The sequence below is a fragment of the Polaribacter sp. Asnod1-A03 genome (assembly GCF_045063585.1).
Taxonomy (GTDB): Bacteria; Bacteroidota; Bacteroidia; order Flavobacteriales; family Flavobacteriaceae; genus Polaribacter.
Genome location: NZ_JBEFOE010000009.1, coordinates 2,472,089 through 2,494,545, shown reverse-complemented (window position 1 = coordinate 2,494,545; position 22,457 = coordinate 2,472,089). Strand labels below are relative to the sequence as shown.

Here is a 22,457-nt window from a genome sequence, read left to right as displayed (position 1 = left end):
ATCTAATTACAATTATGTAATTTAACATCAAAATAAATACAATTAATGGTAAGTTTTGTAATTTTACTTTTAAAACCTTCAAGATATAACCATGAACAAACAATTTTTTAAAATTCTTTTTGTAGCCTTCTCTTTTTCTTTTTTTATCAGCTGTAACACCACAGAAGAAGAAAGTAAAAAAGAAAAAAAGACAGATACTTTTGTAGCAGATAATTACACAAAAACAGAAGTCGACATCGCAATGAGAGATGGTGTTAAACTACACACAACTATTTATTCCCCTAAAGATACTAGTAAAAAGTATCCTGTTTTAATGCAAAGAACACCTTATAGCTCTGCACCTTACGGAGAAGGTAAAATGAAATCTAAGATTTCTCCGAATGTTCATTTAATGAAAGAATTAAATATTGTGGTGTATCAAGATGTACGTGGTCGTTGGATGAGTGAAGGTGTATATGATAATATGCGCGCATACATCCCTAATAAAAAAGAAAATGAATCTGACGAAGTTTCTGATACTTACGATACTATTGATTGGTTGGTAAAAAACGTAGAAAATAACAACGGAAATGTTGGTACTTGGGGTATTTCTTATCCAGGGCATTATGCAACAGTTTCTACAATTGATGCGCATCCGGCTTTAAAAGCAGCTTCTCCACAAGCTTGTATTGGTGATTTTTTCTTTGATGATTTTCATCATAACGGAGCTTTTCTACTAAGTTATTTTAGAGCAATTTCTTTATTTGGTACGTATAAAGATACACCTACAGATTCTGCTTGGTATTCTTTTCCAAAAATGGATTCTCAAGATCAATATCAATTTTTCTTAGACAAAGGTCCTTTAAAAAACTTAAACGAATATTTTCAATACGATAAATTAGATGTAACGGCTACAGAAGGTAAAGACAAAATTGATGATTTTTTCTGGAAAGAAATTGTAGAACATCCAAATTATGATGAAAACTGGAAAAGCAAAGGAATTATTCAGCATTTAGACAAAGTGCCAAGTACAGTTGCTACAATGATTGTTGGTGGAGAGTTTGATGCAGAAGATTTATACGGACCTTTAGAAACTTATAAAGCTATTGAAAAACATGGAAAGGACAATTATAACACACTTGTTTTTGGACCTTGGGATCATGGAAAATGGGCAAGAAATACCGTGAAAAATACCGTTGGTAATTATTATTTTGGAGATTCTATTTCTTTAAAATTCCAAAAAGAGATTGAAACAAAATTCTTTAACCATTTCTTAAAAGGTAAAGGGGATAAAAACTCTGGTTTGCCAGAAGCGTATGTTTTTGATTCCGGTAAAAAAGAATGGAAATCTTATGATGTTTGGCCTCCTAAAAATGTTGTAAAAGAAGATTGGTTTTTATCTGAAAATCAAGAATTAACATCAACTAAAAAATCAAATTCAAAAATCAAATTTATTAGTGATATAAAACATCCTGTTCCTTATTCTGAAGATATTAAAACGGTTTTTACTCCTAGAAAATACATGACAGATGACCAGCGTTTTGCTGCAAGAAGACCCGATGTTTTGGTTTTTGAAACGGATATTTTAAACGAAGATTTTACGTTGGCCGGAGATATTTTAGCTAAATTAAAAGTAGCAACTACAGGTTCTGCGGCAGATTGGATTGTTAAAGTTGTAGATGTACATCCAACAGACACAAAAGAAAATAATAAAGATTTACAAGATCATTTAAAGATGAGTAATTATCATTTAATGGTTAGAAGCGAAGTTTTAAGAGGTCGTTTTAGAAATAGTTTTGAAAAACCAGAGCCTTTTACACCAAATAAAAAAACAGATGTAAATATTACATTACAAGACGTTTTTCATACCTTTAAAAAAGGCCATAAAGTACAAATTCAAGTACAAAGTACTTGGTTTCCTTTAATAGATTTAAATCCGCAAACGTATGTAGATAATATTTATAAAGCAGATGAGAAAGATTTTAAAACACAAACGCATACTGTTTTTACAGATTCTAGCATTGAGTTTTCTGTATTGAAATAATCAACTTAAAATGTAAAACTACAAAATCCATCAAGTTTTCTTGATGGATTTTTTTATTATACCACTTCTCTTTTTAAAACATTTAATAAATAAACTAAAATTAATACTCCTATAAGGGCAAAAACAGTAATTGCTATCCAAGTAGTTTCAAATCCAAATTTATTTACCATTTGCATACCTACATTATGACTAAAAATGTGTGCTAAAGAAAACGAAATACTATACAAAGCCATATATTCTCCTTGGTTTCCTTTTTCCGATCTTTCTACAGCAAAAGAATTTGAAAAAGGAAAAGCAATCATTTCTCCTAAAGACATTAATAATATACCAATAATTAAAATACCAACCCAACCCGTTAAGTTTAAAATAATAAAACTAATGCCTACATAAAAAAGGCCTAAAGCAATTAATTTAATTTTCGATTTTTTTAAATCTTCTAACCATTTTATCAAAGGCATTTCTAACAAGAAAATTATCAATCCACTTAACCCCATTAATAAACCTATATTAAATTCAGATAACAGACGATTTTCATTATAATACAATGGTATTGTAGAAAAGTATTGCATAAATACAAATCCAAAAATAAACATGGCTACAAAAAAGATTAAGAAAGCTTTGTCTTTATAAACAGAAACAGGATTTTCTAATTTTACTTTTTCTACAACTTTTACCTTTTTAGGATTTAGAACTTGTAGTAACAAAATAGCTGCTAAAACACAAGTAATTCCGTCTGTCCAAAACAAACCTGCATAACCAACAGCAGTAATTATTAAACCACCAACCGCAGGACCTGCTGAAAAACCTAAGTTAATTGCTAAACGAATTAAAGTTACAGAACGTGTTTTGTTTTCCGGCTTGCTATAAGCATTTAAAGCCACAAACATTGCAGGTCTAAAAGCGTCTGCAATTAACATGACTGTAAATATTCCGAAACAAAATTGATTAAAAGTACTTGCAAATTGTAAGAAAACAAATAGAATTCCTGTACCAAATAAACTGACTAACATTACTTTATAATAACCTATTATGTCCGTTAATTTTCCACCAATCCAAGTTCCTACTACAGATCCTAAACCAAAGAAAGACATAATCCAACCGACATCAGATAATGAAAAATTAAGACTTTTTGTAAGATATAACGATAAAAACGGAATTACCATTGTACCAGATCTGTTAATAAAAGTGATTAATGACAACCACCAAACTTCTGTAGAGAGCCCTCTAAAAGTGTTTACGTAATTTTTAAAAAGTGTATTCATTTTGGTTTAATTGATATTTCTAAAATAAAAAAGTCCGACTGTTAAGTCGGACTTTTTAAATTATTTGATTCTATATTGATATTATCAAAACATATAAACATACCGATTGTTGTGGTTTATCCACGATAACTTGGTAAAATATGTTAAGACTTTTTTCATTATTTGCTTATTAATAAACCAAATCTACATAAAATTATTTGAAAGTTGTATTTTTGAGTTATAAATAAATCATTATAAAATTTTGAAAATAAATTACACGCACTATTTTTTTACAATTATTTTATCATCATTACTATTTTTTTCTTGTGATTCTGGAAAACGACCAACATTAATGGGAGAAACTGTTTATCAACAAGAACTGAATGCAGCTTATAAAGATGGTTCTAAATCTCCATTAAAAAAAAATGATTTAAAAAATTTTAAAGGATTAGATTTTTTTAAAGTTGATTCTAGTTTTATTGTAAAAGCAAAACTTACAAGAATAGAGGATTCTCCTATTTTCGAGATGCAAACAACCACAGAAAGAAAACCTTTGTATAAAGAATATGGTTTATTAAATTTCACTTTAAAAGGAAATGATTACGAACTAACTGTTTATCAAAGTCAAGATGATTTACGTGATGAAAAGTACAAAGATTATTTATTTGTTCCTTTTACAGATTTTACAAGCGGAAATGAATCTTATGGAGGCGGACGTTATATGGATTTAAAGACTACAGACATTATGCCTGATGACACTCTTTTATTAAATTTTAACAATACTTATAACCCTTATTGTGCTTATAACGACAAATATTCTTGCCCTCTAACACCAAGAAAAAATCATTTAAATTTAGAAGTAAAAGCAGGTGTAAAAGCTTTTAAAAAGCATTAAATATTTAAGATTTTACAAAAAAATAAGCAAATAAGTTTAGCCCTGATTGAGCGGTTTGTTTGAGCTCTTTTGAGGTACGAAAAAAGCGAGTAGCGAAAGCAGGAAATAGCTTCTAAAAAAATTAAGCGATAAAATATATGGATAAAATTAAACAGTTTTTACGTTCTTTTGAACAAAGCTTCTCTTTTATTTTTCTTTTAAAATGGACTTTTATCTGCTTATTAATTGGTGCTTTTACAGGAACTGCTTCTGCCGTTTTTTTATGGTCTTTAGAATGGGTTACAAATTATAGAGAAGCCAATTTATGGATTATTTGGTTATTACCAATTGCGGGTTTTGTTATTGGTTTATCTTATCATTTATATGGAGAAAGCGTGGTAAAAGGAAACAATTTATTGTTAGAAGAATACCATTCTCCTAAAAAAATAATTCCTTTTAAAATGGCTCCTTTAGTATTTTTAGGAACCGTACTTACTCATTTATTTGGAGGTTCTGCAGGGCGAGAGGGAACTGCTGTACAAGTTGGTGGCGCAATTGCAGACCAATTTACCAAGCTATTTAAACTTTCTAATATTGATAGAAAAATAGTTTTGATTACTGGTATTAGTGCTGGTTTTGCCTCCGTTTTTGGAACACCTTTAGCCGGAGCAATTTTTGCGTTAGAAGTAATGATGATTGGACGCATTAAATTTGATGCTATTATACCTAGTTTTTTAGCAGCCGTTTTTGCCACTTATTTTTGTGATGTTTGGCAAATTTCTCATCATACACATTATACAATTTCATCTATTGCAGCAATAACACCGGCAACTATTTTATGGTCTGTTTTAGCAGGTATTATTTTTGGTTTAGTTGGGATGTTGTTTTCTAAATCTACCCATTTTTGGGGACAATTGTTTAAAAAGCATATTAATTATCCGCCTTTAAGACCTGTTATTGGTGGAATCGTTTTAGCCGTTACTGTCTATTTTATGGGAACCACAAAATATATTGGTTTAGGTGTACCAACCATTGTAGATGCTTTTAATATCAATTTAAATTCTTACGATTTTATCTTAAAACTACTTTTTACTTCTTTTACTTTAGGTGCTGGTTTTAAAGGTGGAGAAGTAACTCCGTTATTTTATATAGGAGCAACTTTAGGAAATATTTTAATTTGGTTTATTCCTTTACCGATGCCTTTATTAGCTGGAATGGGGTTTGTTGCCGTTTTTGCTGGTACTACAAACACACCAATTGCTTGTACAATTATGGGAATTGAATTATTTGGAATAGAATCTGGCGTTTTTATTGCCTTAGCTTGTGTTACTGCCTATTTATTTTCTGGACATTCTGGTATTTATACGGCTCAAATTATTGGAAGTCCAAAAGATGTATTTTACAATAACCAAAAAGGATTAACTCTTACTGATGTAGATAATCTACGCAATAAAAACTAATCCTTTTGTATAAGAAATTTTGAAAAGAGAATTTAGAATTCTAATTCATCAACATCTATCCAATTTTTCTTTTGAGTAACTGTTCCTTTATCTAAAATCATTACTCCTGGATTTGCTCTAATCATCGTTTTTAAAGTAGTTTCATCACAAAACAAAAACTCTAATGGTAAATTGTATTTTTCTTTAGCTAGAATTAAATCGTCTGTAAAAGAAGCAGAAACACCATAAACTGTATATCCTTTATCTCTTGCTTTTAAAGTAGCTTCTCTAATTGCAGGAAATCCGTTTGTATCTACTTTATCTAAATTGTAGATAATTACCAGCATTACCTTTTCCTTTTTTAATAATTCTGGTGCTAAATCTGCTTGAGCATCTTCTAACATAAAGTCATGTACAGGTGGTATTTCTCCATCATCTTTGTACTCCATTCCTTCAGAAATATTTTTACCTATTGCATAAGCTCTAAAATCTATAATTGGTAAATGTGTTAATACATGTTGTACTATAAACATAAAAAAGCCTAAAGACACTAACGTGATTAATTTAGGTATTTTACCGCCAAATATTGGTTTTATAACATCAACTTTTATCATTAAAACAATGATTAAAGCAATTAGAATAACATTCTTATAAAAAGTTTCCCAAGTAGATAATTTTACAGCATCACCAAAACAACCGCAATCTGTAACTTTATCATAATAAGCAGAGTACCAAGTTAAAAATAAAAAAATTAGAGTTAAGAAAAAGAGACACCAAACTGTAAATTTTGGCTTATACCCTATTAAAATCATGACTCCTAATAAGATTTCTGCTACAATTAAAACTATCGAAAATATTAATGCATACGGAATTAAAAACTCCATATTTAAAACACTTTCAGAAAAATATTCTTGAAACTTGTATTGAGAGCCAATAGGATCTACCAATTTAACAAAGCCCGAAAAAATAAATAAGGCTCCTACTATAATTCTAAATAATTGTACTAATATTTTCATTTTATGGTTTTTTATCTACTTATATTATTATGGATTTTATCATTTATAGTTAAATAATAAATTGCGAAAAAAAATCTTCTTTTTATTCCTTTAAACTCTTTAACTTCAAATTGATTAAATGCTGATGCTTGTGTTGCAAAAGAAATGTCGTTTGAGATATTAAATATTTTATAAAAGTTGCTAAATAAAACATCTTCATTTTTTAAACTCTTTAGAAATAACATATATTTTCCAAATAAATTTAAATCATAAGCTTTTCCAAGAATTGGTTTTTCCATACCTAATCCCTTATAAAAAGTTCTATGCACCCAAATTTCTTTAAAAAAAGCAGTGTCAATTTTTGAATACACTTCCTCTTGAAGTTTGTAATTTAAAGGAAGTTTAAACCCTTTTATTTCATTAATGCATTCTTCAATGATATTTTTATTGAATTCAAAATAAGCTTCGTCTTTAGGCTTATTTTTATCTAAACGAATTTCACTATCAAAAAAATCGACAATTTTAGCTAAATCTTTTAATTCATTATCTGAAAAATAATCAGACATCTTTTCATCAGCTTTCATTTCTTTAAACGTTGATGACTCTTGACCAAAAGAGTTTATAAAAAATAAAATGACTAATAAAAACACTAACTTTTTCATATAACTTATTCTCCCAAATGAATCATTGCAAAAACAGCATAATTAATCATGTCTTGGTAATTTGCATCAATTCCTTCAGAAACTATTGTTTTTCCTTTATTATCTTCAATTTGTTTTACACGTAATAATTTCTGTAAAATTAAATCTGTTAAGCTAGAAACACGCATATCTCGCCAAGCTTCACCATAATCATGATTTTTATTCATCATTAATTCTTTGGTAATTTTAGCATGTTTATCATATAAAACAGTGGCTTCTTCGGTATTTAAATCCGGATTTGCTACTACTCTATTTTCTAACTGAATTAACGCCATAATAGAATAATTTATAATTCCAATAAACTCAGATTTTTCTCCTTCATCTACTTTTCTAACGTCATTTTCTTGTAACTGACGAATTCTTTGTGCTTTAATAAAAATCTGATCTGTTAAAGAAGGCAAACGTAAAATTCGCCATGCACTTCCGTAATCACTCATTTTTTTTATAAATAAACTTCTACATTCTTCTATTACAGCATCGTATTGTTTAGAGGTATCTTGCATTTAATCTTATTAAAAAGTATTGTTCAAAAATACTAAATCCTATATGCTTTTCTTTTATTTTTACAGAAGAATTTTAAAACTCACTAAATTGAAAAGAATTGTTGTTTTTTGCGGATCTAGTATTGGCTTTAATCCTATTTATAAAGAAGCTGCCGTAGCTTTAGGAAACTATTTTGCCGCCAACAAAATTGGACTAGTTTATGGAGGTGGAAAAGTTGGAATGATGGGTGCAATTGCGGACACCATTTTAGAACATAACGGAGAAGTTACAGGCGTAATACCTAATGTATTAGAAAAAGAAGAGGTTTTACATGCCGGTGTAGAAAAAATGATTGTTTGCAAAACAATGAGTGAGCGTAAAGTAATTATGAGTAAGTTAATTGATGGTTACATTACACTTCCTGGAGGTTTTGGTACCATGGATGAACTTTTTGAAGCACTTACCCTAGGCCAATTATTTATTGAACAAAAACCAATCGGGATCTTAAATATAAACGGTTTTTTTGATGCCATTTTAGTACAATTAGACAAAATGATTGCAGAAGGTTTTCTTAAACAAACCAACCGAGATATGCTAATTATTGGCACATCTGTAGATGATTTAATGCAAAAAATGAATGCTTACAAAGCACCAAAAATCAACAATATAATTAATAAAGTGGTAAGCTAAAATGACTATAAATTGTAAAGGAAATTTAATCGATTTATCTTCTCCAAAAGTGATGGGGATTTTAAATATTACGCCAGATTCTTTTTTTGATGGTGGAAAATATAAAAACGAATCAGACATTTTAAACCAAACAGAAAAAATGATTTCTGATGGTGCAACTTTTATAGATGTTGGCGCATATTCTTCTAGACCTGGCGCAAAACATATTTCTGAAGAAGAAGAGTTAAAAAGAATAATTCCTGTTATCAATTTATTGATTAAAAATTTCCCTGAAATTATTATTTCTACAGACACTTTTAGAAGCAAAGTTGCCCAAGAAACCATAAATGCTGGAGCAGCAATTGTAAACGATATTTCTGGCGGAAAAATGGACGACAATATGTTTGCAACTGTTGCCAATTTGCAAGTGCCTTGTATTTTAATGCACATGTTAGGTACGCCACAAAACATGCAAAAAGATCCTATTTACAATGATGTTACCCAAGAAATCATTTCATTTTTTGCAGCACAAATTCATAAATTACATCAACTTAAATTAAACGATATTATTATTGATGTTGGTTTCGGTTTTGGCAAAACCATCGGTCATAATTTTGAAATTCTTAAAAACTTATCCCTTTTTAAAAGTCTAGATGCTCCAATTTTAGCAGGAATTTCGCGTAAATCTATGTTGTATAAAACTTTAGATATTTCTGCCAAAGAAGCTTTAAATGCAACCACTTCTGCAAATACAATTGCGTTATTAAATGGTGCAAATATTTTACGCGTCCATGATGTAAAAGAAGCTGTACAAGCTATAAAAATTGTAAATCAGATTTCTTAATATTTTTATTAGAAGCTATTTCCTGCTTTTCGCTGTATCTTTTTTCTGCTATTCTCGATACAAATTTGTTCATTCTTCTCAAATTCACTCGAACTGACAGAAAAAAGGATGCCGCTTCAATCAGGGCTAAACCTACCTACCAACTTTTTGACTAAAACTTGGCATTCTTTTTGTTAAAGAAATGTTAACCAAAAAACTCAACCTAACCAAACTTTAAAAAACTTCTTGATTTTCTATCAAGAAGAAAAATCAATTTATTAATTTTTAAAACTAGGTATTATGAGTAGAAAAGAATTACCAGAAATTAATGCAGGCTCAATAGCAGACATTGCATTTTTATTATTAATCTTCTTTTTAGTAACAACCACTATGAATGTAGATTCTGGAATCATCAGAAAAATCCCCGAAAAGCAAAAAATTTCAAGTAATATTCTTATCAAAGAAAAGAATATTTTAGAAGTAAACATCAACTTAAAAAACGAACTTTTTGTTGATGGAGAAATTATTCCCATATCAGAATTAAAACAAACTACAATCAATTTTATAGATAACGGAGCGGGTTTAGACAAAAACAAATTGCCTTGCGATTGGTGTTCTGGTCAACAAAATCCTTCATCATCAGATCACCCATCTAAAGCATTTATCTCTATAAAGGCAGACAGAAACACTAACTACAAAACTTATATTTCTGTTTTAGATGAAATAAATGCTGCATATACGGTTTTAAGAAATCAGTTATCTGTAAAATTGTACAATCAAAATTATGTGAGTTTGCTAGAAGAGTTTAAAAAAACAAATAACTATGATCAAAAAATTCAAGAAAAAATAAAACGGGTTCAAGAAAAATATCCGCTTTTATTATCCGATGCAGAAATTAATAACTGATAGTGTAATCAGTAAATTTATTAGTATTTTAGCCTAAAATCTATCAATTTCATGTTCGATTTTATTGAATTTTCTTTATTAGATGTTTTAGATATCTTATTAGTAGCAACACTACTCTATTACATATACAAATTACTAAAAGGTACTGTTGCCATAAATATTGTTATTGGTATTGCGCTAATTTTCTTAATCTGGAGAATTACGAAAGCGGTACATATGGAAATGTTAAGTGGTATTTTAGGCTATTTACTTTCTGGTGGAGTTATTGCATTAATTATTGTATTTCAGCAAGAAATAAGAAAATTTTTATTAATGATTGGTACTACAAACTTTACCAACAAAAGAAGTTTTTTAAAGCAAATAAAGTTTTTGCAAACAGAAATTAATTCAGAAACCGATTCAGAAACAATTTTAGAAGCCTGTAAAAACATGTCTAAAACAAAAACAGGTGCTTTAATTGTTATAGAAAGAACAAACAGTTTAGATTTTTTAATAAACTCTGGCGATAAAATGAATGCACTTGTTAATGAGGCTATTTTACAAAGTATTTTTTATAAAAATAGCCCTTTACATGATGGTGCTTTAATTGTAAGAGACAATTTTATTGTAGCTACAAGGGTTATTTTACCCGTATCTACAAGTACTAAAATTCCGTCTAGATTTGGCTTAAGACATAGAGCTGCAATTGGTGTTTCAGAAAAAACAGATGCTGTTTGTTTATTAGTCTCAGAAGAAACCGGAGAAATTTCTTATATAAAAGATGGCGGATTTGAATTATATACTGATTATAATGATTTGAATGAAAAGCTTAAAAAAGATTTGGTCTAAAATATTCCCATAAAAAGGTTCTCTAAATAAGAGAACCTTTTTTTTATAATTATGATGCTTTTTCTAAACCGAATTGTTTATCATATAAGTTTTTATAATACCCATTTTCTTTATCTAATAGCTCAGTATGAGTTCCTTCTTCAACAATAAAACCATTATCCATTACAATAATTTTATCTGCTTGTTTTATAGTTGCTAATCGATGTGCAATTACAATAGAAGTTCTTCCTTTTGTAATTGTTTCCGTAGCATACTGTATCATTTGTTCTGCATAAGAATCTACAGAAGATGTAGCTTCATCTAAAATTAAAATACTTGGTTTGCTAACATAAGCTCTTAAAAAAGCAATTAATTGTCTTTGACCAGAAGATAACATTGCACCTCTTTCTTTTACGTTATATTGATAACCTCCAGGAAGCGTCATTATAAAATCATGAATACCAATTTGTTTAGCAGCTTGTTCTACTTCTACTAATGTAACTCTTTCATCTTTTAATGTGATGTTATTCAAAATGGAATCAGAAAATAAGAATACATCTTGTAAAACAATAGCAACTTGATTTCTTAGACTTTCTAAATCGTATTTATCAACAGAAATATTATCAACAGCAATAACACCACTATCTATTTCGTAAAAACGATTAATCAAATTAATAATAGTAGATTTACCAGCACCTGTTGCACCTACAATGGCAACTGTTTGTCCACTTTTTACATCTAAAGAAATTCCTTTTAAAACTTCGTCTCCTTTTACGTAACTAAATCGAACATCATTAAAAGAAATATCACCTTTTAATTTTGTCGCTTTTATTGTACCATTTTTAACAATACTACTTTCTGTATCAATTACTTTAAAAACTCTTTCACCAGAAACAATTCCCATCTGTAATTGATTAAACTTATCTGCTATTTGTCTTAAAGGTCTAAACATCATTTGCGCCATTTGCACAAATGCCATTACAGTTCCAGGACCAGGTACAGCACCACTAATAATTTGCTTACTACCAAACCAAACTATTAATCCGATACCTATTGATGATAAAATTTCTGCAATTGGAAAGAAAATAGAGAAATACCAAATTGTTTTAACATAAGCCTCTTTATGCTTATTATTGATATCCATAAAATTCTTATACTCAACTTTTTCCCTATTAAAAAGTTGTACAATTTTCATTCCTGTAACTCTTTCTTGTACAAATCCGTTTAAATTTGCCACTTGATTTCTAACTTCTTGAAAAGTTGTTTTTATCGCTTTTTGAAAAACTCTTGTGGCATAAATTAAAATAGGTAAAACCGCTAATGCAATTAAAGCTAGTTTCCAATTAAAATAAAACATTAAAGCAGCAATAGCAAACATCTGTAAAATATCACTCACAATTGTAAAAACGCCACTACTAAAAAAAGCAGCAATTGTTTCGATATCAGAAACTACTCTGGTTACTAATTTTCCAACAGAATTTGTATCAAAATAAGACATTTTAAATTGTAAAATATGTCTAAATGCTTTTGCTCTAATATCTCTAATAATATGTTGCCCAACCCAATTTGCAAAATAAATAAATGTAAAACGGAGTGATACTTCTAAAAGCACTACTCCTACCATTAGCATGATATTATTAATTAAACCTTGTGTATCTTTTTCTGTAATATATTTATCTACTGTTTCTTTTATTAAGTAAGGATTAATTAATGCTACAAAAGCTAATAGAATAGTAGAAGAAACTGCTACAAAAAAATTTAATTTATAGCGTTTTGCAAAAGACATAAGTCTTAAAAAAATCTGTAAATCGAAAGCATTTCCTGTTTTATCTGCCAAACCTAATATTGTATTTTTGTTAAAAATAATCCTTTTGCAGGTACTGATAATCCTGCATTACCTCTATTTTTACTTTCTATAATTTTTCTAAAATCCTCTTTTGTAATTTTACCCAAACCAACATCTACCAAAGTACCTACAATGGCTCTTACCATGTTTCTTAAAAAACGATTTGCAGATATGTAAAAAGTAAGTTCTTGCCCTTCTTGTTTCCAAAAAGCTTTTGTAACATCGCAATTAAAGGTATAAACATCTGTTTTTACTTTAGAAAAAGTTTGAAAATCTGTATACTCCAATAACAATTTTGCAGCTTCATTCATTAAATCTATATTTAAATTTTGAGAATGAATTTGCCATGAAAAATCCAATAGAAAAGGATTTCTACCCAACCAAATTTTATACTCATAACTTCTACTAATTGCATCAAAACGCACGTGTTTTTCTTTGTCTACAGCAAACACCTTATAAACAACAATATCCGATGGTAAAATTGAGTTTAATTTATGAGGAATATCTCCTTTTAATTCTTTCTCTAAATCAAAATGAGCAAACATTTGTGATGCATGTACTCCTGTATCTGTTCTACCAGCCCCAACAACATCTATTTTTTCTTGAAAAATTGTGCTTACTGCTTTGTTTAATTTTTCTTGTACAGAAATTACATCTGGTTGAATTTGCCAACCATGATAATTTTTTCCGTTATAAGAAAGTTCTATAAAATACCTCAAAAAATATGTTTTTGTAGATATCAAAATTACGGAATTTATTTTGTTATGATTACTTTTGAAACTATTAGAGACGTTAATCTTTTCTAACCATTTCTTTTCATGAAAAAAATTCTTCTTTTATCTGATACACATAGTTTTATTGATGAACAAATTTTAAAGTTTGTAAAGCAAGCTGATGAAGTTTGGCATGCTGGAGATATTGGCGATTTAGAAGTTACAGATACTATTAAAAAATTGAAACCTTTACGTGCTGTTTTTGGTAATATTGATAATGCTGATGCTAGAGCTGAGTTTCCTTTAGACGCAAAATTTTCTATTGAAAATGTATCTGTTTGGATTACTCATATTGGTGGTTATCCTAATAAATATTATCAACGAATTCGTGAAGAAATAAAATTGAATCCACCTAAAATTTTTATCGCTGGGCATTCTCATATCCTAAAAGTACAGTTTGATAAAAAATTAAATTTATTGCATTTAAACCCAGGTGCAGCTGGTAATCATGGTTTTCATAAAATAAGAACTATGCTACGTTTTGAACTAGAAAAAGGTGAAGTTAAAAATTTAGAAATTATAGAATTAGCTAAGAGAAGTTAGGTTCTTCTTTTTCTTGAACGGGTAATTCTACTTCAATTTTAGTTCCTTCTCCTATTATAGAATTTATCATAAGTTTACCTTTCATCATATGAATTCTTGCTTCAATTTGATTAATACCTAAACCATCTACTAATTTTGATCCTGTTTTTGTTTTATCAAAACCAATTCCGTCATCAGAGATTTTTATGAATAACACTCCTTTTTCTTCCTTTACTTTAATTAGTGCTGTTTTGGCTTTACTATGCTTTAATATATTATTTACAAATTCTTGAATTATATTATAAGTTTTAATTTCAAATCTTTGATTATATCTTCTTAAATTTTTAACCTTTACATCTATATACAAATCTGAGTTAGAGTATTTTTCTGCAATATCTCTCACTGCAAAATTTAAACCAAATTTTAATAATACAGAAGAAACTAAAGTATGGGACAAATCTCTAATTTTATGAGAAGCTTCTTTAATAATTTCTTTTGTTTTATTAATTTCTATCGGCTCTGTCCCATTAAATTGTTTACTCGTAGCTTGCAGATGTAGGTTTGCAGAAGATAATAAAGCACTTACATTATCGTGTAATATTTCTGCTATTTCTTTTCTCTCAACTTCCCTACCATTTAAAGTTGCATCTAAAACTCTTGCTTGTGTTTCAGATTTTAATTTATCTAACTTTTGGTTCTGTAATAATTCCGATTGAGTTAATTCTAGTAATAAATTTTTTTGCCTATAACTAGAATAACCAATAACTACTAATAGAGAAATTAAAAGAAAAACACCTACCATAATACTTGATCTTACCTTATCTCTTTCTTTTAACAGTTGTACTTCTTTTTGTCTATCGAATGAGGCTTTTTGGGACTCAAAATTATGTTTAAAACCTAATTCTTCAATTATTTTTCTAACTTCAACATCTCTTAAAGTATCTTTGATATCATAAGAACGCTCTTGAAATTTATAAGCTTCATAATCTTTTAACTTATATAGATTATATGCAAAGTTATAATACAAATCTTCTTTTACCCTTAAAGCCCTTTCGTCATTTTTATTTTTAATTAAATCTAGTGCTTCTTTATAAGTAGATTTTGCTTTAGAATAATCTTGTAGCTCTAAATAGATACTAGCCAAATTTCCAAGTGCTGAAGCTTCCGATATTTTATTATTTCTTTTTTTATGAATAGCAACAGCACTAATAGCATATTCCTTAGCTAAATCATATAATGAATCTTGTAAATAAATACCTGATAAATTAGATGATGCACTTGCCTGATAACTTAGTGGTTTATCATCAATAACATTTAAAGACATAGATTTATTGTAGAAATATTTTGCAGAATCAATTTTTTCTAATCTTAAGTACAAATTACCCAGTTTCAAATAAGATCTAATAATTTCTGTATTTTTATAGTCTCCATCATTAAAACCATCTGCATATTTTTCATTACTATAAATTACTTTTAAAGCTTCTTTAAAATATTTTATCGATAATTTGTAATTATTACTTTTTCTATAGATTTCAGCAACTATAAAATTAACTTTAAAACTAATCTGGTTATTCAAATTAAGTTTTAAAAAAGGCAGAGCTTGTTCTAATGCTGTATCATATTTATTTTCATTATATAATTTCTCAATATGTAAGTACTTTTTTTGTTGTACAGTATCACTAATTACATTTAATAAAAAAGAAACCTTATTCAGTAAGGCTTCTTTTTTATTAAATTCATAAGACTTTACCTCTTGTAAGGTAAAAATATTAACTAAAATTATTATTAACTTTATACTTTTTTTCAATTATTTTTTTTTTCAAATGACTACCAATCTTCTCCCTCATCAATAATAATTCTTGGCTTTCTTTCAAAAGACTCTGCTTCTGTTTTTGAACTGTAAATTGAATGATTAACAAAATCTATTTGTAATATATCACCTTGCTTTTCAAAAGTTCTAGTGTAATTATTATTTTCTTGTGATTTTCCAGATTTTTCTAAATGAATTTCATAAATATCACTTTCTTCGTCATAAACAAAATCAACAGAAACGTTGTCTTTAACAGTAAAATCTAAATCATAAGAACCTTCTTCATTCATAGAAATACTATATTCCTTAAGATAATCGTCTGATGATTTTTCTGAATACACAATATTGTCATCAATAATAGATATACTTGGTATTTTATTAGAGTTGTCTGCTATAAGTTCTATTTTAAATTTTTCTGAATCAAACATTAAATCTGAACCATAATTTTGTTTACTTACAAACTCTGAATCTGATAAATAAAATTCATTTGTATTATTAGTTACATTTTTTACTTTACCAATATTAACATTATCTTCAACTTTAATATCTATAGAATACTCACCGTTTAAATTTCTCTTTAACTCGTAGCTTTTAAATAAAATATTATTTTCCTCTAATGTAATATCTTCATTTTCGGAACAAGAAATAAAAGTTAATATTGATAATGTTAGAATAATTAATAGATTAATTTTTTTCATTTTTAGGTGTTTTATGATTATTATTATTCTAAAGGTTAGCTTATATGCAGTAAAATAGTTTAGGGGGAAACTAGTTTTTATATTTACTTTAACAGATTATAAATTTGGGGGGAAATTTATACTATATTATTTTTTACTGCATACATTGCTAAACCTACTGAATTTTTTACATTTAATTTTTTTAATAATTTTTTTCTATATGTTTCTACTGTACTAATTGCAATATTTAAAACATCTGCAATTTCGGTAGAACTGAACTCTTTTGTTATTAATTTTAATACATCTAACTCTCTTTCTGTTAAAGTATCCATCAAAAACTTATTAGGAACACTACCCACAGCTACATTTTTATTAGTAAAAGATTTTAAAAGAATATTTTTAATATCATTACTAAAGTATTGCTCTCCATTAGCAACTGCTTTAACAGCATCTACAATATGCTCTCCTGCATTATTTTTGGTAATATAACCTCTACAACCTAGTTTTAACATTTCTTGCACAATCTTTATATCATCATAACTAGATAATATAATAACATTTTGCTGCATTCCTTTTTTATTAAAATGCTTTAAAACTTCAAAACCATCTAAAACAGGCATTGTAATATCTAATATTAAAACATCGGCTTCATTACTTTCATCATCAAACCAATCTATTACTTCTTTACCAGTTAAAGAGTAACCTTTAATTTCAATATCTTTATCAGTATTTATTACAGCTATAATCCCTTCAATTAAAATTTTATGATCATCAGCTACGTGAACGTATATTCTATCTTTCATTATTTATTACAAATTTAGACTAGTTTTAAGTATTGCACAATCCCCAATTATAGGGAAATTCACATACCCATAAATGGGTATAAACATCCCTTTTTTCGGGGATGCATATATTTTAAAATACTTAAAATCAATAATTTAAAATATCTTAATTTTTAAACCTTAGTATTAAAAAAATAAAAATAAATCTAATTATTCTTAAAAAATAAAAAACCGAGAAATAAATTCTCGGTTTTTTTTCGCACTAAATATAACTAAGATGTTAGGTTTATCGTAATCTATCTACAGATTTTACAAGATCTTCATCCTTCTTAATAGCTTTATTTGCCAAAACAACAAGCAAAATAGCCAAAATTGGTAAGAACATCCCAATACCTTTCTCCGAAATCGAAATTTCTCCAGGTAAAGTTAGAGATACATAAACTAATAATCCTAATAAAATAAGATTGGTCAATATTATTAAACGTCCAACTACAAACTGCAATTGTCTTTTCTTAAATAAGAATACATCTATTAAAGATGTTATTGCAGAAAGTAAAAATAATATAGGTACTATTTTTAATAGAAATGATTCTCTTAAAAATAGATCTAATATATATACTTCTCCTTTTAAATTCTCCCACAAATCAAATACAAAAATTAAACCACCAGAAACTAATGATGCCAATAATAAATATATACTTTGAATTCTTTGAATCATTTAAAAAAAAATTGGATTACAAAAGTAGAGTTTTCTTTTTTAAAAAGAAAATGAAAAACTTAAAAAAATTGTATATATTTGTCTTACAAAACCCGCACAATATTATTGTATAGCACTATATACAATGGATAAAAAAAAACCAAAAACACAATTAATCTTATTACAACATTTTAAGGTTTACATTTTAATTTAACAAATAACGAATGTTCGAAATATCAGAACTAAAAGCAAAAACTCTTGCTGATTTACAGGTAATTGCAAAATCTATCGGTCTTACTAAAACAAGTCAACTCAAAAAATTAGATTTAGTGTATCAAATTCTAGATACACAAGCAGCTAACCCTGTAAAAACTTCTATTCCTCCTGAAACTGAAGTTAAAAAGAAAATAGAAAAACCTAAAAGAAAAAGGGTTTCTAAAGCACCAGTACAAGAAAAAACAACAAGTGAGCCTACTGTAGAAGCTACTCCTCAATCTCCTGCTGAGACAACAGAAAAGCCTAAACCAGAAAGAACACCTCGTAAGAGATCTACTACCAAACAAGTGGTAAGTAAAGAAGTAGAAACAAAAAAAGAACCGGCTACGCCTACTAAAACAAATACGGCTACAATTGTTTCACCAAAAGTTGAGAAAAAAGTTCAAAAACCTGTTAATAATAACCAAAGTAAGACTCAACAGAATAAACCTCAACATAAAAACCAAGCTAATAATAAGCCACAACATAAAAATTCTAATCAAAACAGAGATAAAAGTAATTCGAATAGAAATACTGGTAATAAATCTGGGAATCGTTATAAAGATCCAGATTTTGAATTTGATGGAATTATTGAAAGTGAAGGTGTATTAGAAATGATGCCTGATGGTTATGGTTTTTTACGTTCTTCTGATTATAATTATTTATCATCACCAGATGATATTTATGTATCTCAATCTCAAATTAAATTATTTGGATTAAAAACAGGAGATACTGTTAGAGGTAATGTTCGTCCGCCAAAAGAAGGCGAAAAATATTTTCCTTTAATTAGAGTCTCAAAAATAAATGGATTAAATCCTAATTTAGTTAGAGACAGGGTTTCTTTCGAACATTTAACACCTTTATTTCCTCAAGAAAAATTCAATTTAGCAGAAAAAGGAAGTTCTTTATCAACAAGAATTATCGATTTATTTTCTCCTTTAGGAAAAGGGCAAAGAGGTATGATTGTAGCGCAACCCAAAACTGGTAAAACCATGTTATTAAAGGATGTTGCCAATGCTATTGCTGCTAATCACCCAGAAGTTTATCAAATTGTTTTATTAATTGATGAACGTCCTGAAGAAGTTACCGACATGAAACGTAATGTACGTGGAGAAGTTGTGGCTTCTACTTTTGATGAACCTGCAGACAAACATGTACGTGTAGCCAACATTGTTTTAGAAAAAGCAAAACGTTTGGTAGAATGCGGACACGATGTTGTAATTCTTTTAGATTCTATTACTCGTTTAGCAAGAGCTTACAATACTGTTGCTCCTGCTTCTGGTAAAATACTTTCTGGTGGTATTGATGCAAATGCTTTACACAAACCAAAACGTTTCTTTGGTGCTGCTAGAAACATAGAAAATGGTGGTTCTTTAACTATTATTGCTACTGCACTTACAGAAACAGGTTCTAAAATGGATGAAGTTATCTTCGAAGAATTTAAAGGTACTGGTAATATGGAACTTCAATTAGATAGAAATATTTCTAATAGAAGAATTTATCCTGCTATCGATTTAATTAAATCTTCTACAAGAAGAGATGATTTATTATTAGACGCTAAAACTGTACAAAGAATGTGGGTTTTACGTAAATATCTTGCAGATATGAATCCTATTGAAGCAATGGAATTTATTAATGAAAGAATTAAATTCTCTAAAAATAATGATGAGTTTTTAATCTCTATGAACGGTTAATAAATCAATCTTAAATATAATATTAAAAAAGCCTTTTTGAGAAATCAAGAAGGTTTTTTTATTTGAAGCTTATACCTGCTTTCACTACTCGCTTTTTATCGTTCCTCAAAAAGAGCTCAAACAAATCGTTCAATCAGGGCTAAACATATTTGCCAGCAGTAATAAACAATTGTACTAATAGTTATTCAAAAATAATATTTAAACAAAAAAAATCCGTTCAAAAAATGAACGGATTTAAATATTTTAATAAATAAGATAATTAATTACTTACATACATATTAGCTCTATTATCTTCTATATCTAATGCTTTTTTAATTGCTTCATACATAGAAAATGTATTTCTTTTTCTAGCTTCAGAAATTGTTTTTCTTGCAGTTTCATAATTTGGTAATGCAGTTGGTAATTCTTTAGCTATAAGAGTAAATGCATACACACCTTTATTGCCTTCTATATTTTTATATACTTTATTAAGTTCTGCATTGTACATTGCACCAACAACTTTTGGTTCAGAACCTGCACCTGATAAAGTAGGACTTTTTAGAGTAACTCCATTAGAAGTTCTTACACTTGTCTTATTTTCCTTTGCAATTTCTTCTAAAGTACTTCCTTTAAAGTTCTCTGCAATTATTTTTGCTTTCTTTTCATTTACTAAAATTGGCTTAACAGTACCTGTTGCTTTAGCAGCAGACATTAAACCTTTTTCAGTTCTAGAAGTTACAAAAGCAACAATATGGCTTCCTTCTAAATCAAAACGTTTAAAAGCACCTGGCTCCGTATCACCAGCAAAAGCCCAAGAAACAATTTGTCTTTGATTTCCTAATCCAGGAACATTTTCATCAAGTACTTTTATTCCTACAACTGGTCTTGTACTATATTTATTTTCTTTAGCAATTTCAAAAAATTTCTTATCTTTAGAAACCTCTAAAGCAAATTGTTCTGCTTTTTGAAAAACCTCATTTTCAGTTGTTTCAGATGAAATAATTTCTCTTCCAAATGTTGCTAATTTAACAACTGTTTGAGAATTTTTCTGTCCATCTACTTTAATAACATGGTAACCAAAAGGAGTTTTAACAACGCCTATTTCTCCATTTTTACTTTCAAAAACAAAATCTCTAAATTCTGGAGTCATTCTGTTGTAACCAAACCAATCATAAAAACCACCTTTTTCAGAAGAACCTTTATCTGAAGAAAATTCTTTTGCTAAATCTGCAAATTTATTTTTATTCTTCTTAACAACACTCATTAAACTATCTGCCAAAACTTTAGCTTCATCATCTGTTCTTGTTACTTCTGTGCCTGCACTTTGTGCTCCTAAGAAAGGAATTAAAATATGACTTGCTTTTGCAGAATCTGGTAATTTAGAAACTTCTGTAATCTTAGAAATTTTAAAATATCCTTGATCTTTATATGGTCCAAAAACATCTCCTTTAGATCCTTCAAATATTTGTGAAGCTACACTACTCGTTACTTGATTTTTAAATTTAAAACTAGCGTCAATATTAATATCAGAATCGTTTTCACTTAAAAATTCTGTTTCATTAGAAGTTTCTTTAAAATCTGCAATTAAATCTGCAACATCAGCTTTAATTGTATTTTCATCTTCTACTGTTGGTTTTATATCAAACTTAACATAAGAAATATCTCTAGATTCCTCTACTTGAAAACTAGAAGAATGATTCTTAATATAAGCTTCTATTTCTGATTTAGATACCTTAACTAAACTATCTGCAATAGAAGTATAAGGTACATATACAAACTTAGAGTTTAATTTAGTATTATCTGCAAAGTATTGAAACTCTCCTTCTTTTAAAGAAGAACCTAAACCAGCTGTAACTAAATTATTGTAAGTATTTCTTGCTGCATTATCCTTAATCTGAGTCATGTAATTAGACCAAGCAGCCCACATTTCTGGACTATTTTCTTTTGTATCAGCTAAAAACTGTTTAAATTTAGATTCATCAAAAAATCCTTGTGTTTGAAACTGAGGACTATCTTTAACAGAAGGAGCACTTATCACTTCATTCCAAACATCTGCTTCACCTACAGTAATACCTGCTTCTGATAATTGGTTTTCATAAATTTTTTGCCTAACAATGTTATCCCAAACAGTTTTTGAAGCTTGCATTTCTGTAACAGTATTACCTGTTTGCTGTTTATACGCTTCTAAAGCTGTAGAAAACTCTTGTCTAGAAATAGATTCTCCATTAATTTCTCCTACTTCATTTACTTTACTTGAATTAAAAAAATCACCTAAAGTAGATGGATCTAATACAAATGCAAAAAGTGCTAAACCAATTATAATGATTAAGAACATTGAGCGTTCTCTAATTTTTGATAAAATTGCCATACGTCATTTATTTATTTTCAGGTGGCGAATATACGATTAGGGATTTAATATTGCAACCGATTTTTTACTTATTAATAGTAAGGTTTAACCTCT

20 protein-coding genes are annotated in these 22,457 nt (G+C 28.3%); 9 read left to right on the top strand and 11 right to left on the bottom strand.

All coding sequences use genetic code 11. The features are described from left to right. Nucleotides 1-91 precede the first annotated feature (91 nt). Complete coding sequence (locus ACJJVY_RS11325; protein ID WP_405608453.1) at nt 92-2,023, top strand: CocE/NonD family hydrolase; 1,932 nt, start codon at nt 92-94, stop codon at nt 2,021-2,023. Nucleotides 2,024-2,079: 56 nt separating this feature from the next. Here the strand turns inward: ACJJVY_RS11325 and ACJJVY_RS11320 are convergent, their stop codons facing one another. Further along, the gene (locus tag ACJJVY_RS11320; protein WP_405608450.1) at nt 2,080-3,285 is read right to left on the bottom strand and encodes an MFS transporter; all 1,206 of its coding nucleotides are present in this window, start codon (nt 3,283-3,285) and stop codon (nt 2,080-2,082) included. Between the two features lie 241 nt (nt 3,286-3,526). Between ACJJVY_RS11320 and ACJJVY_RS11315 the strand changes: the two genes are divergently transcribed. Then, nucleotides 3,527-4,159 carry a DUF1684 domain-containing protein gene (locus ACJJVY_RS11315; RefSeq protein WP_405608447.1) on the top strand — a complete coding sequence of 211 codons (633 nt, stop codon included), beginning with the start codon at nt 3,527-3,529 and terminating at the stop codon, nt 4,157-4,159. A gap of 137 nt (nt 4,160-4,296) precedes the next feature. Continuing rightward, the gene (locus ACJJVY_RS11310) at nt 4,297-5,598 is read left to right on the top strand and encodes a voltage-gated chloride channel family protein (RefSeq protein ID WP_405608444.1); all 1,302 of its coding nucleotides are present in this window, start codon (nt 4,297-4,299) and stop codon (nt 5,596-5,598) included. A 32-nt stretch (nt 5,599-5,630) separates the two neighbouring features. Here ACJJVY_RS11310 and ACJJVY_RS11305 read toward each other — a convergent pair whose 3' ends face one another. From ACJJVY_RS11305 to ACJJVY_RS11295, 3 genes are read right to left on the bottom strand one after another with little or no spacing between them, the layout of a single operon-like run. Continuing rightward, nucleotides 5,631-6,593 (bottom strand): DoxX family protein, encoded by a 963-nt coding sequence (locus ACJJVY_RS11305; RefSeq protein ID WP_405608441.1) that lies wholly within the window; start codon nt 6,591-6,593, stop codon nt 5,631-5,633. A gap of 11 nt (nt 6,594-6,604) precedes the next feature. Further along, complete coding sequence (locus tag ACJJVY_RS11300; RefSeq protein WP_405608438.1) at nt 6,605-7,234, bottom strand: hypothetical protein; 630 nt, start codon at nt 7,232-7,234, stop codon at nt 6,605-6,607. Between the two features lie 5 nt (nt 7,235-7,239). Then, nucleotides 7,240-7,776, bottom strand: a complete 537-nt coding sequence (locus ACJJVY_RS11295; RefSeq protein WP_405608435.1) for a DUF1599 domain-containing protein — start codon at nt 7,774-7,776, stop codon at nt 7,240-7,242. A gap of 88 nt (nt 7,777-7,864) precedes the next feature. On the opposite strand from ACJJVY_RS11295, the gene ACJJVY_RS11290 reads away from it, so the two are divergent. From ACJJVY_RS11290 to cdaA, 4 genes are all read left to right on the top strand, one after another. Next, the gene (locus ACJJVY_RS11290) at nt 7,865-8,446 is read left to right on the top strand and encodes a TIGR00730 family Rossman fold protein (RefSeq protein ID WP_405608432.1); all 582 of its coding nucleotides are present in this window, start codon (nt 7,865-7,867) and stop codon (nt 8,444-8,446) included. 1 nt (nt 8,447) lies between these two features. Continuing rightward, complete coding sequence (gene folP / locus ACJJVY_RS11285) at nt 8,448-9,269, top strand: dihydropteroate synthase (RefSeq protein ID WP_405608429.1); 822 nt, start codon at nt 8,448-8,450, stop codon at nt 9,267-9,269. A gap of 279 nt (nt 9,270-9,548) precedes the next feature. Continuing rightward, a complete protein-coding gene (locus tag ACJJVY_RS11280) occupies nt 9,549-10,154 on the top strand; it encodes an ExbD/TolR family protein (protein ID WP_405608426.1) in 606 nt (201 codons plus the stop codon). 51 nt (nt 10,155-10,205) lie between these two features. Further along, nucleotides 10,206-10,982, top strand: a complete 777-nt coding sequence (gene cdaA / locus ACJJVY_RS11275; RefSeq protein ID WP_405608423.1) for a diadenylate cyclase CdaA — start codon at nt 10,206-10,208, stop codon at nt 10,980-10,982. A 49-nt stretch (nt 10,983-11,031) separates the two neighbouring features. On the opposite strand, the gene ACJJVY_RS11270 is transcribed toward cdaA, so the two are convergent. Further along, on the bottom strand, nt 11,032-12,798 hold the full coding sequence (locus ACJJVY_RS11270; RefSeq protein WP_405608420.1) for an ABC transporter ATP-binding protein: 1,767 nt from the start codon (nt 12,796-12,798) through the stop codon (nt 11,032-11,034). Nucleotides 12,799-12,800: 2 nt separating this feature from the next. Further along, nucleotides 12,801-13,526 carry a tRNA pseudouridine(38-40) synthase TruA gene (truA, locus tag ACJJVY_RS11265; protein WP_405608417.1) on the bottom strand — a complete coding sequence of 242 codons (726 nt, stop codon included), beginning with the start codon at nt 13,524-13,526 and terminating at the stop codon, nt 12,801-12,803. A gap of 99 nt (nt 13,527-13,625) precedes the next feature. Here truA and ACJJVY_RS11260 point away from each other — a divergent pair, with 99 nt between their 5' ends. After that, nucleotides 13,626-14,123 carry a metallophosphoesterase family protein gene (locus ACJJVY_RS11260; protein WP_405608414.1) on the top strand — a complete coding sequence of 166 codons (498 nt, stop codon included), beginning with the start codon at nt 13,626-13,628 and terminating at the stop codon, nt 14,121-14,123. Here ACJJVY_RS11260 and ACJJVY_RS11255 read toward each other — a convergent pair. The 4 genes from ACJJVY_RS11255 to ACJJVY_RS11240 all read right to left on the bottom strand — a co-directional run bounded on the left by ACJJVY_RS11255 (nt 14,110) and on the right by ACJJVY_RS11240 (nt 18,089). After that, complete coding sequence (locus tag ACJJVY_RS11255; protein WP_405608411.1) at nt 14,110-15,909, bottom strand: tetratricopeptide repeat protein; 1,800 nt, start codon at nt 15,907-15,909, stop codon at nt 14,110-14,112. The genes ACJJVY_RS11260 and ACJJVY_RS11255 overlap by 14 nt on opposite strands. 20 nt (nt 15,910-15,929) lie before the next feature. Next, on the bottom strand, nt 15,930-16,610 hold the full coding sequence (locus ACJJVY_RS11250) for a hypothetical protein (protein WP_405608408.1): 681 nt from the start codon (nt 16,608-16,610) through the stop codon (nt 15,930-15,932). A 116-nt stretch (nt 16,611-16,726) separates the two neighbouring features. Next, a complete protein-coding gene (locus tag ACJJVY_RS11245) occupies nt 16,727-17,392 on the bottom strand; it encodes a response regulator (RefSeq protein WP_405608405.1) in 666 nt (221 codons plus the stop codon). A gap of 265 nt (nt 17,393-17,657) precedes the next feature. After that, nucleotides 17,658-18,089: a DUF4293 domain-containing protein gene (locus ACJJVY_RS11240; RefSeq protein ID WP_405608402.1), complete on the bottom strand. Its 432-nt coding sequence runs from the start codon at nt 18,087-18,089 to the stop codon at nt 17,658-17,660. Nucleotides 18,090-18,292: 203 nt separating this feature from the next. Between ACJJVY_RS11240 and rho the strand changes: the two genes are divergently transcribed. Beyond that, nucleotides 18,293-20,017, top strand: coding sequence for a transcription termination factor Rho (rho, locus tag ACJJVY_RS11235; RefSeq protein ID WP_405608399.1), 1,725 nt, complete (start codon nt 18,293-18,295; stop codon nt 20,015-20,017). Nucleotides 20,018-20,276: 259 nt separating this feature from the next. Here rho and ACJJVY_RS11230 read toward each other — a convergent pair whose 3' ends face one another. Then, the gene (locus ACJJVY_RS11230) at nt 20,277-22,364 is read right to left on the bottom strand and encodes a peptidylprolyl isomerase (RefSeq protein WP_405608396.1); all 2,088 of its coding nucleotides are present in this window, start codon (nt 22,362-22,364) and stop codon (nt 20,277-20,279) included. Nucleotides 22,365-22,457: the final 93 nt, after the last annotated feature.

Excerpts from the sequence above, each read along its gene's own strand:
- ACJJVY_RS11325 (WP_405608453.1), top strand. The coding sequence starts at position 92 with ATGAACAAACAATTTTTTAAAATTCTTTTTGTAGCCTTCTCTTTTTCT.
- ACJJVY_RS11320 (WP_405608450.1), bottom strand. The coding sequence starts at position 3,285 with ATGAATACACTTTTTAAAAATTACGTAAACACTTTTAGAGGGCTCTCT.
- ACJJVY_RS11310 (WP_405608444.1), top strand. The coding sequence starts at position 4,297 with ATGGATAAAATTAAACAGTTTTTACGTTCTTTTGAACAAAGCTTCTCT.
- ACJJVY_RS11305 (WP_405608441.1), bottom strand. The coding sequence starts at position 6,593 with ATGAAAATATTAGTACAATTATTTAGAATTATAGTAGGAGCCTTATTT.
- ACJJVY_RS11300 (WP_405608438.1), bottom strand. The coding sequence starts at position 7,234 with ATGAAAAAGTTAGTGTTTTTATTAGTCATTTTATTTTTTATAAACTCT.
- ACJJVY_RS11295 (WP_405608435.1), bottom strand. The coding sequence starts at position 7,776 with ATGCAAGATACCTCTAAACAATACGATGCTGTAATAGAAGAATGTAGA.
- folP (WP_405608429.1), top strand. The coding sequence starts at position 8,448 with ATGACTATAAATTGTAAAGGAAATTTAATCGATTTATCTTCTCCAAAA.
- ACJJVY_RS11280 (WP_405608426.1), top strand. The coding sequence starts at position 9,549 with ATGAGTAGAAAAGAATTACCAGAAATTAATGCAGGCTCAATAGCAGAC.
- cdaA (WP_405608423.1), top strand. The coding sequence starts at position 10,206 with ATGTTCGATTTTATTGAATTTTCTTTATTAGATGTTTTAGATATCTTA.
- ACJJVY_RS11260 (WP_405608414.1), top strand. The coding sequence starts at position 13,626 with ATGAAAAAAATTCTTCTTTTATCTGATACACATAGTTTTATTGATGAA.
- ACJJVY_RS11250 (WP_405608408.1), bottom strand. The coding sequence starts at position 16,610 with ATGAAAAAAATTAATCTATTAATTATTCTAACATTATCAATATTAACT.
- ACJJVY_RS11245 (WP_405608405.1), bottom strand. The coding sequence starts at position 17,392 with ATGAAAGATAGAATATACGTTCACGTAGCTGATGATCATAAAATTTTA.
- ACJJVY_RS11240 (WP_405608402.1), bottom strand. The coding sequence starts at position 18,089 with ATGATTCAAAGAATTCAAAGTATATATTTATTATTGGCATCATTAGTT.
- rho (WP_405608399.1), top strand. The coding sequence starts at position 18,293 with ATGTTCGAAATATCAGAACTAAAAGCAAAAACTCTTGCTGATTTACAG.
- ACJJVY_RS11230 (WP_405608396.1), bottom strand. The coding sequence starts at position 22,364 with ATGGCAATTTTATCAAAAATTAGAGAACGCTCAATGTTCTTAATCATT.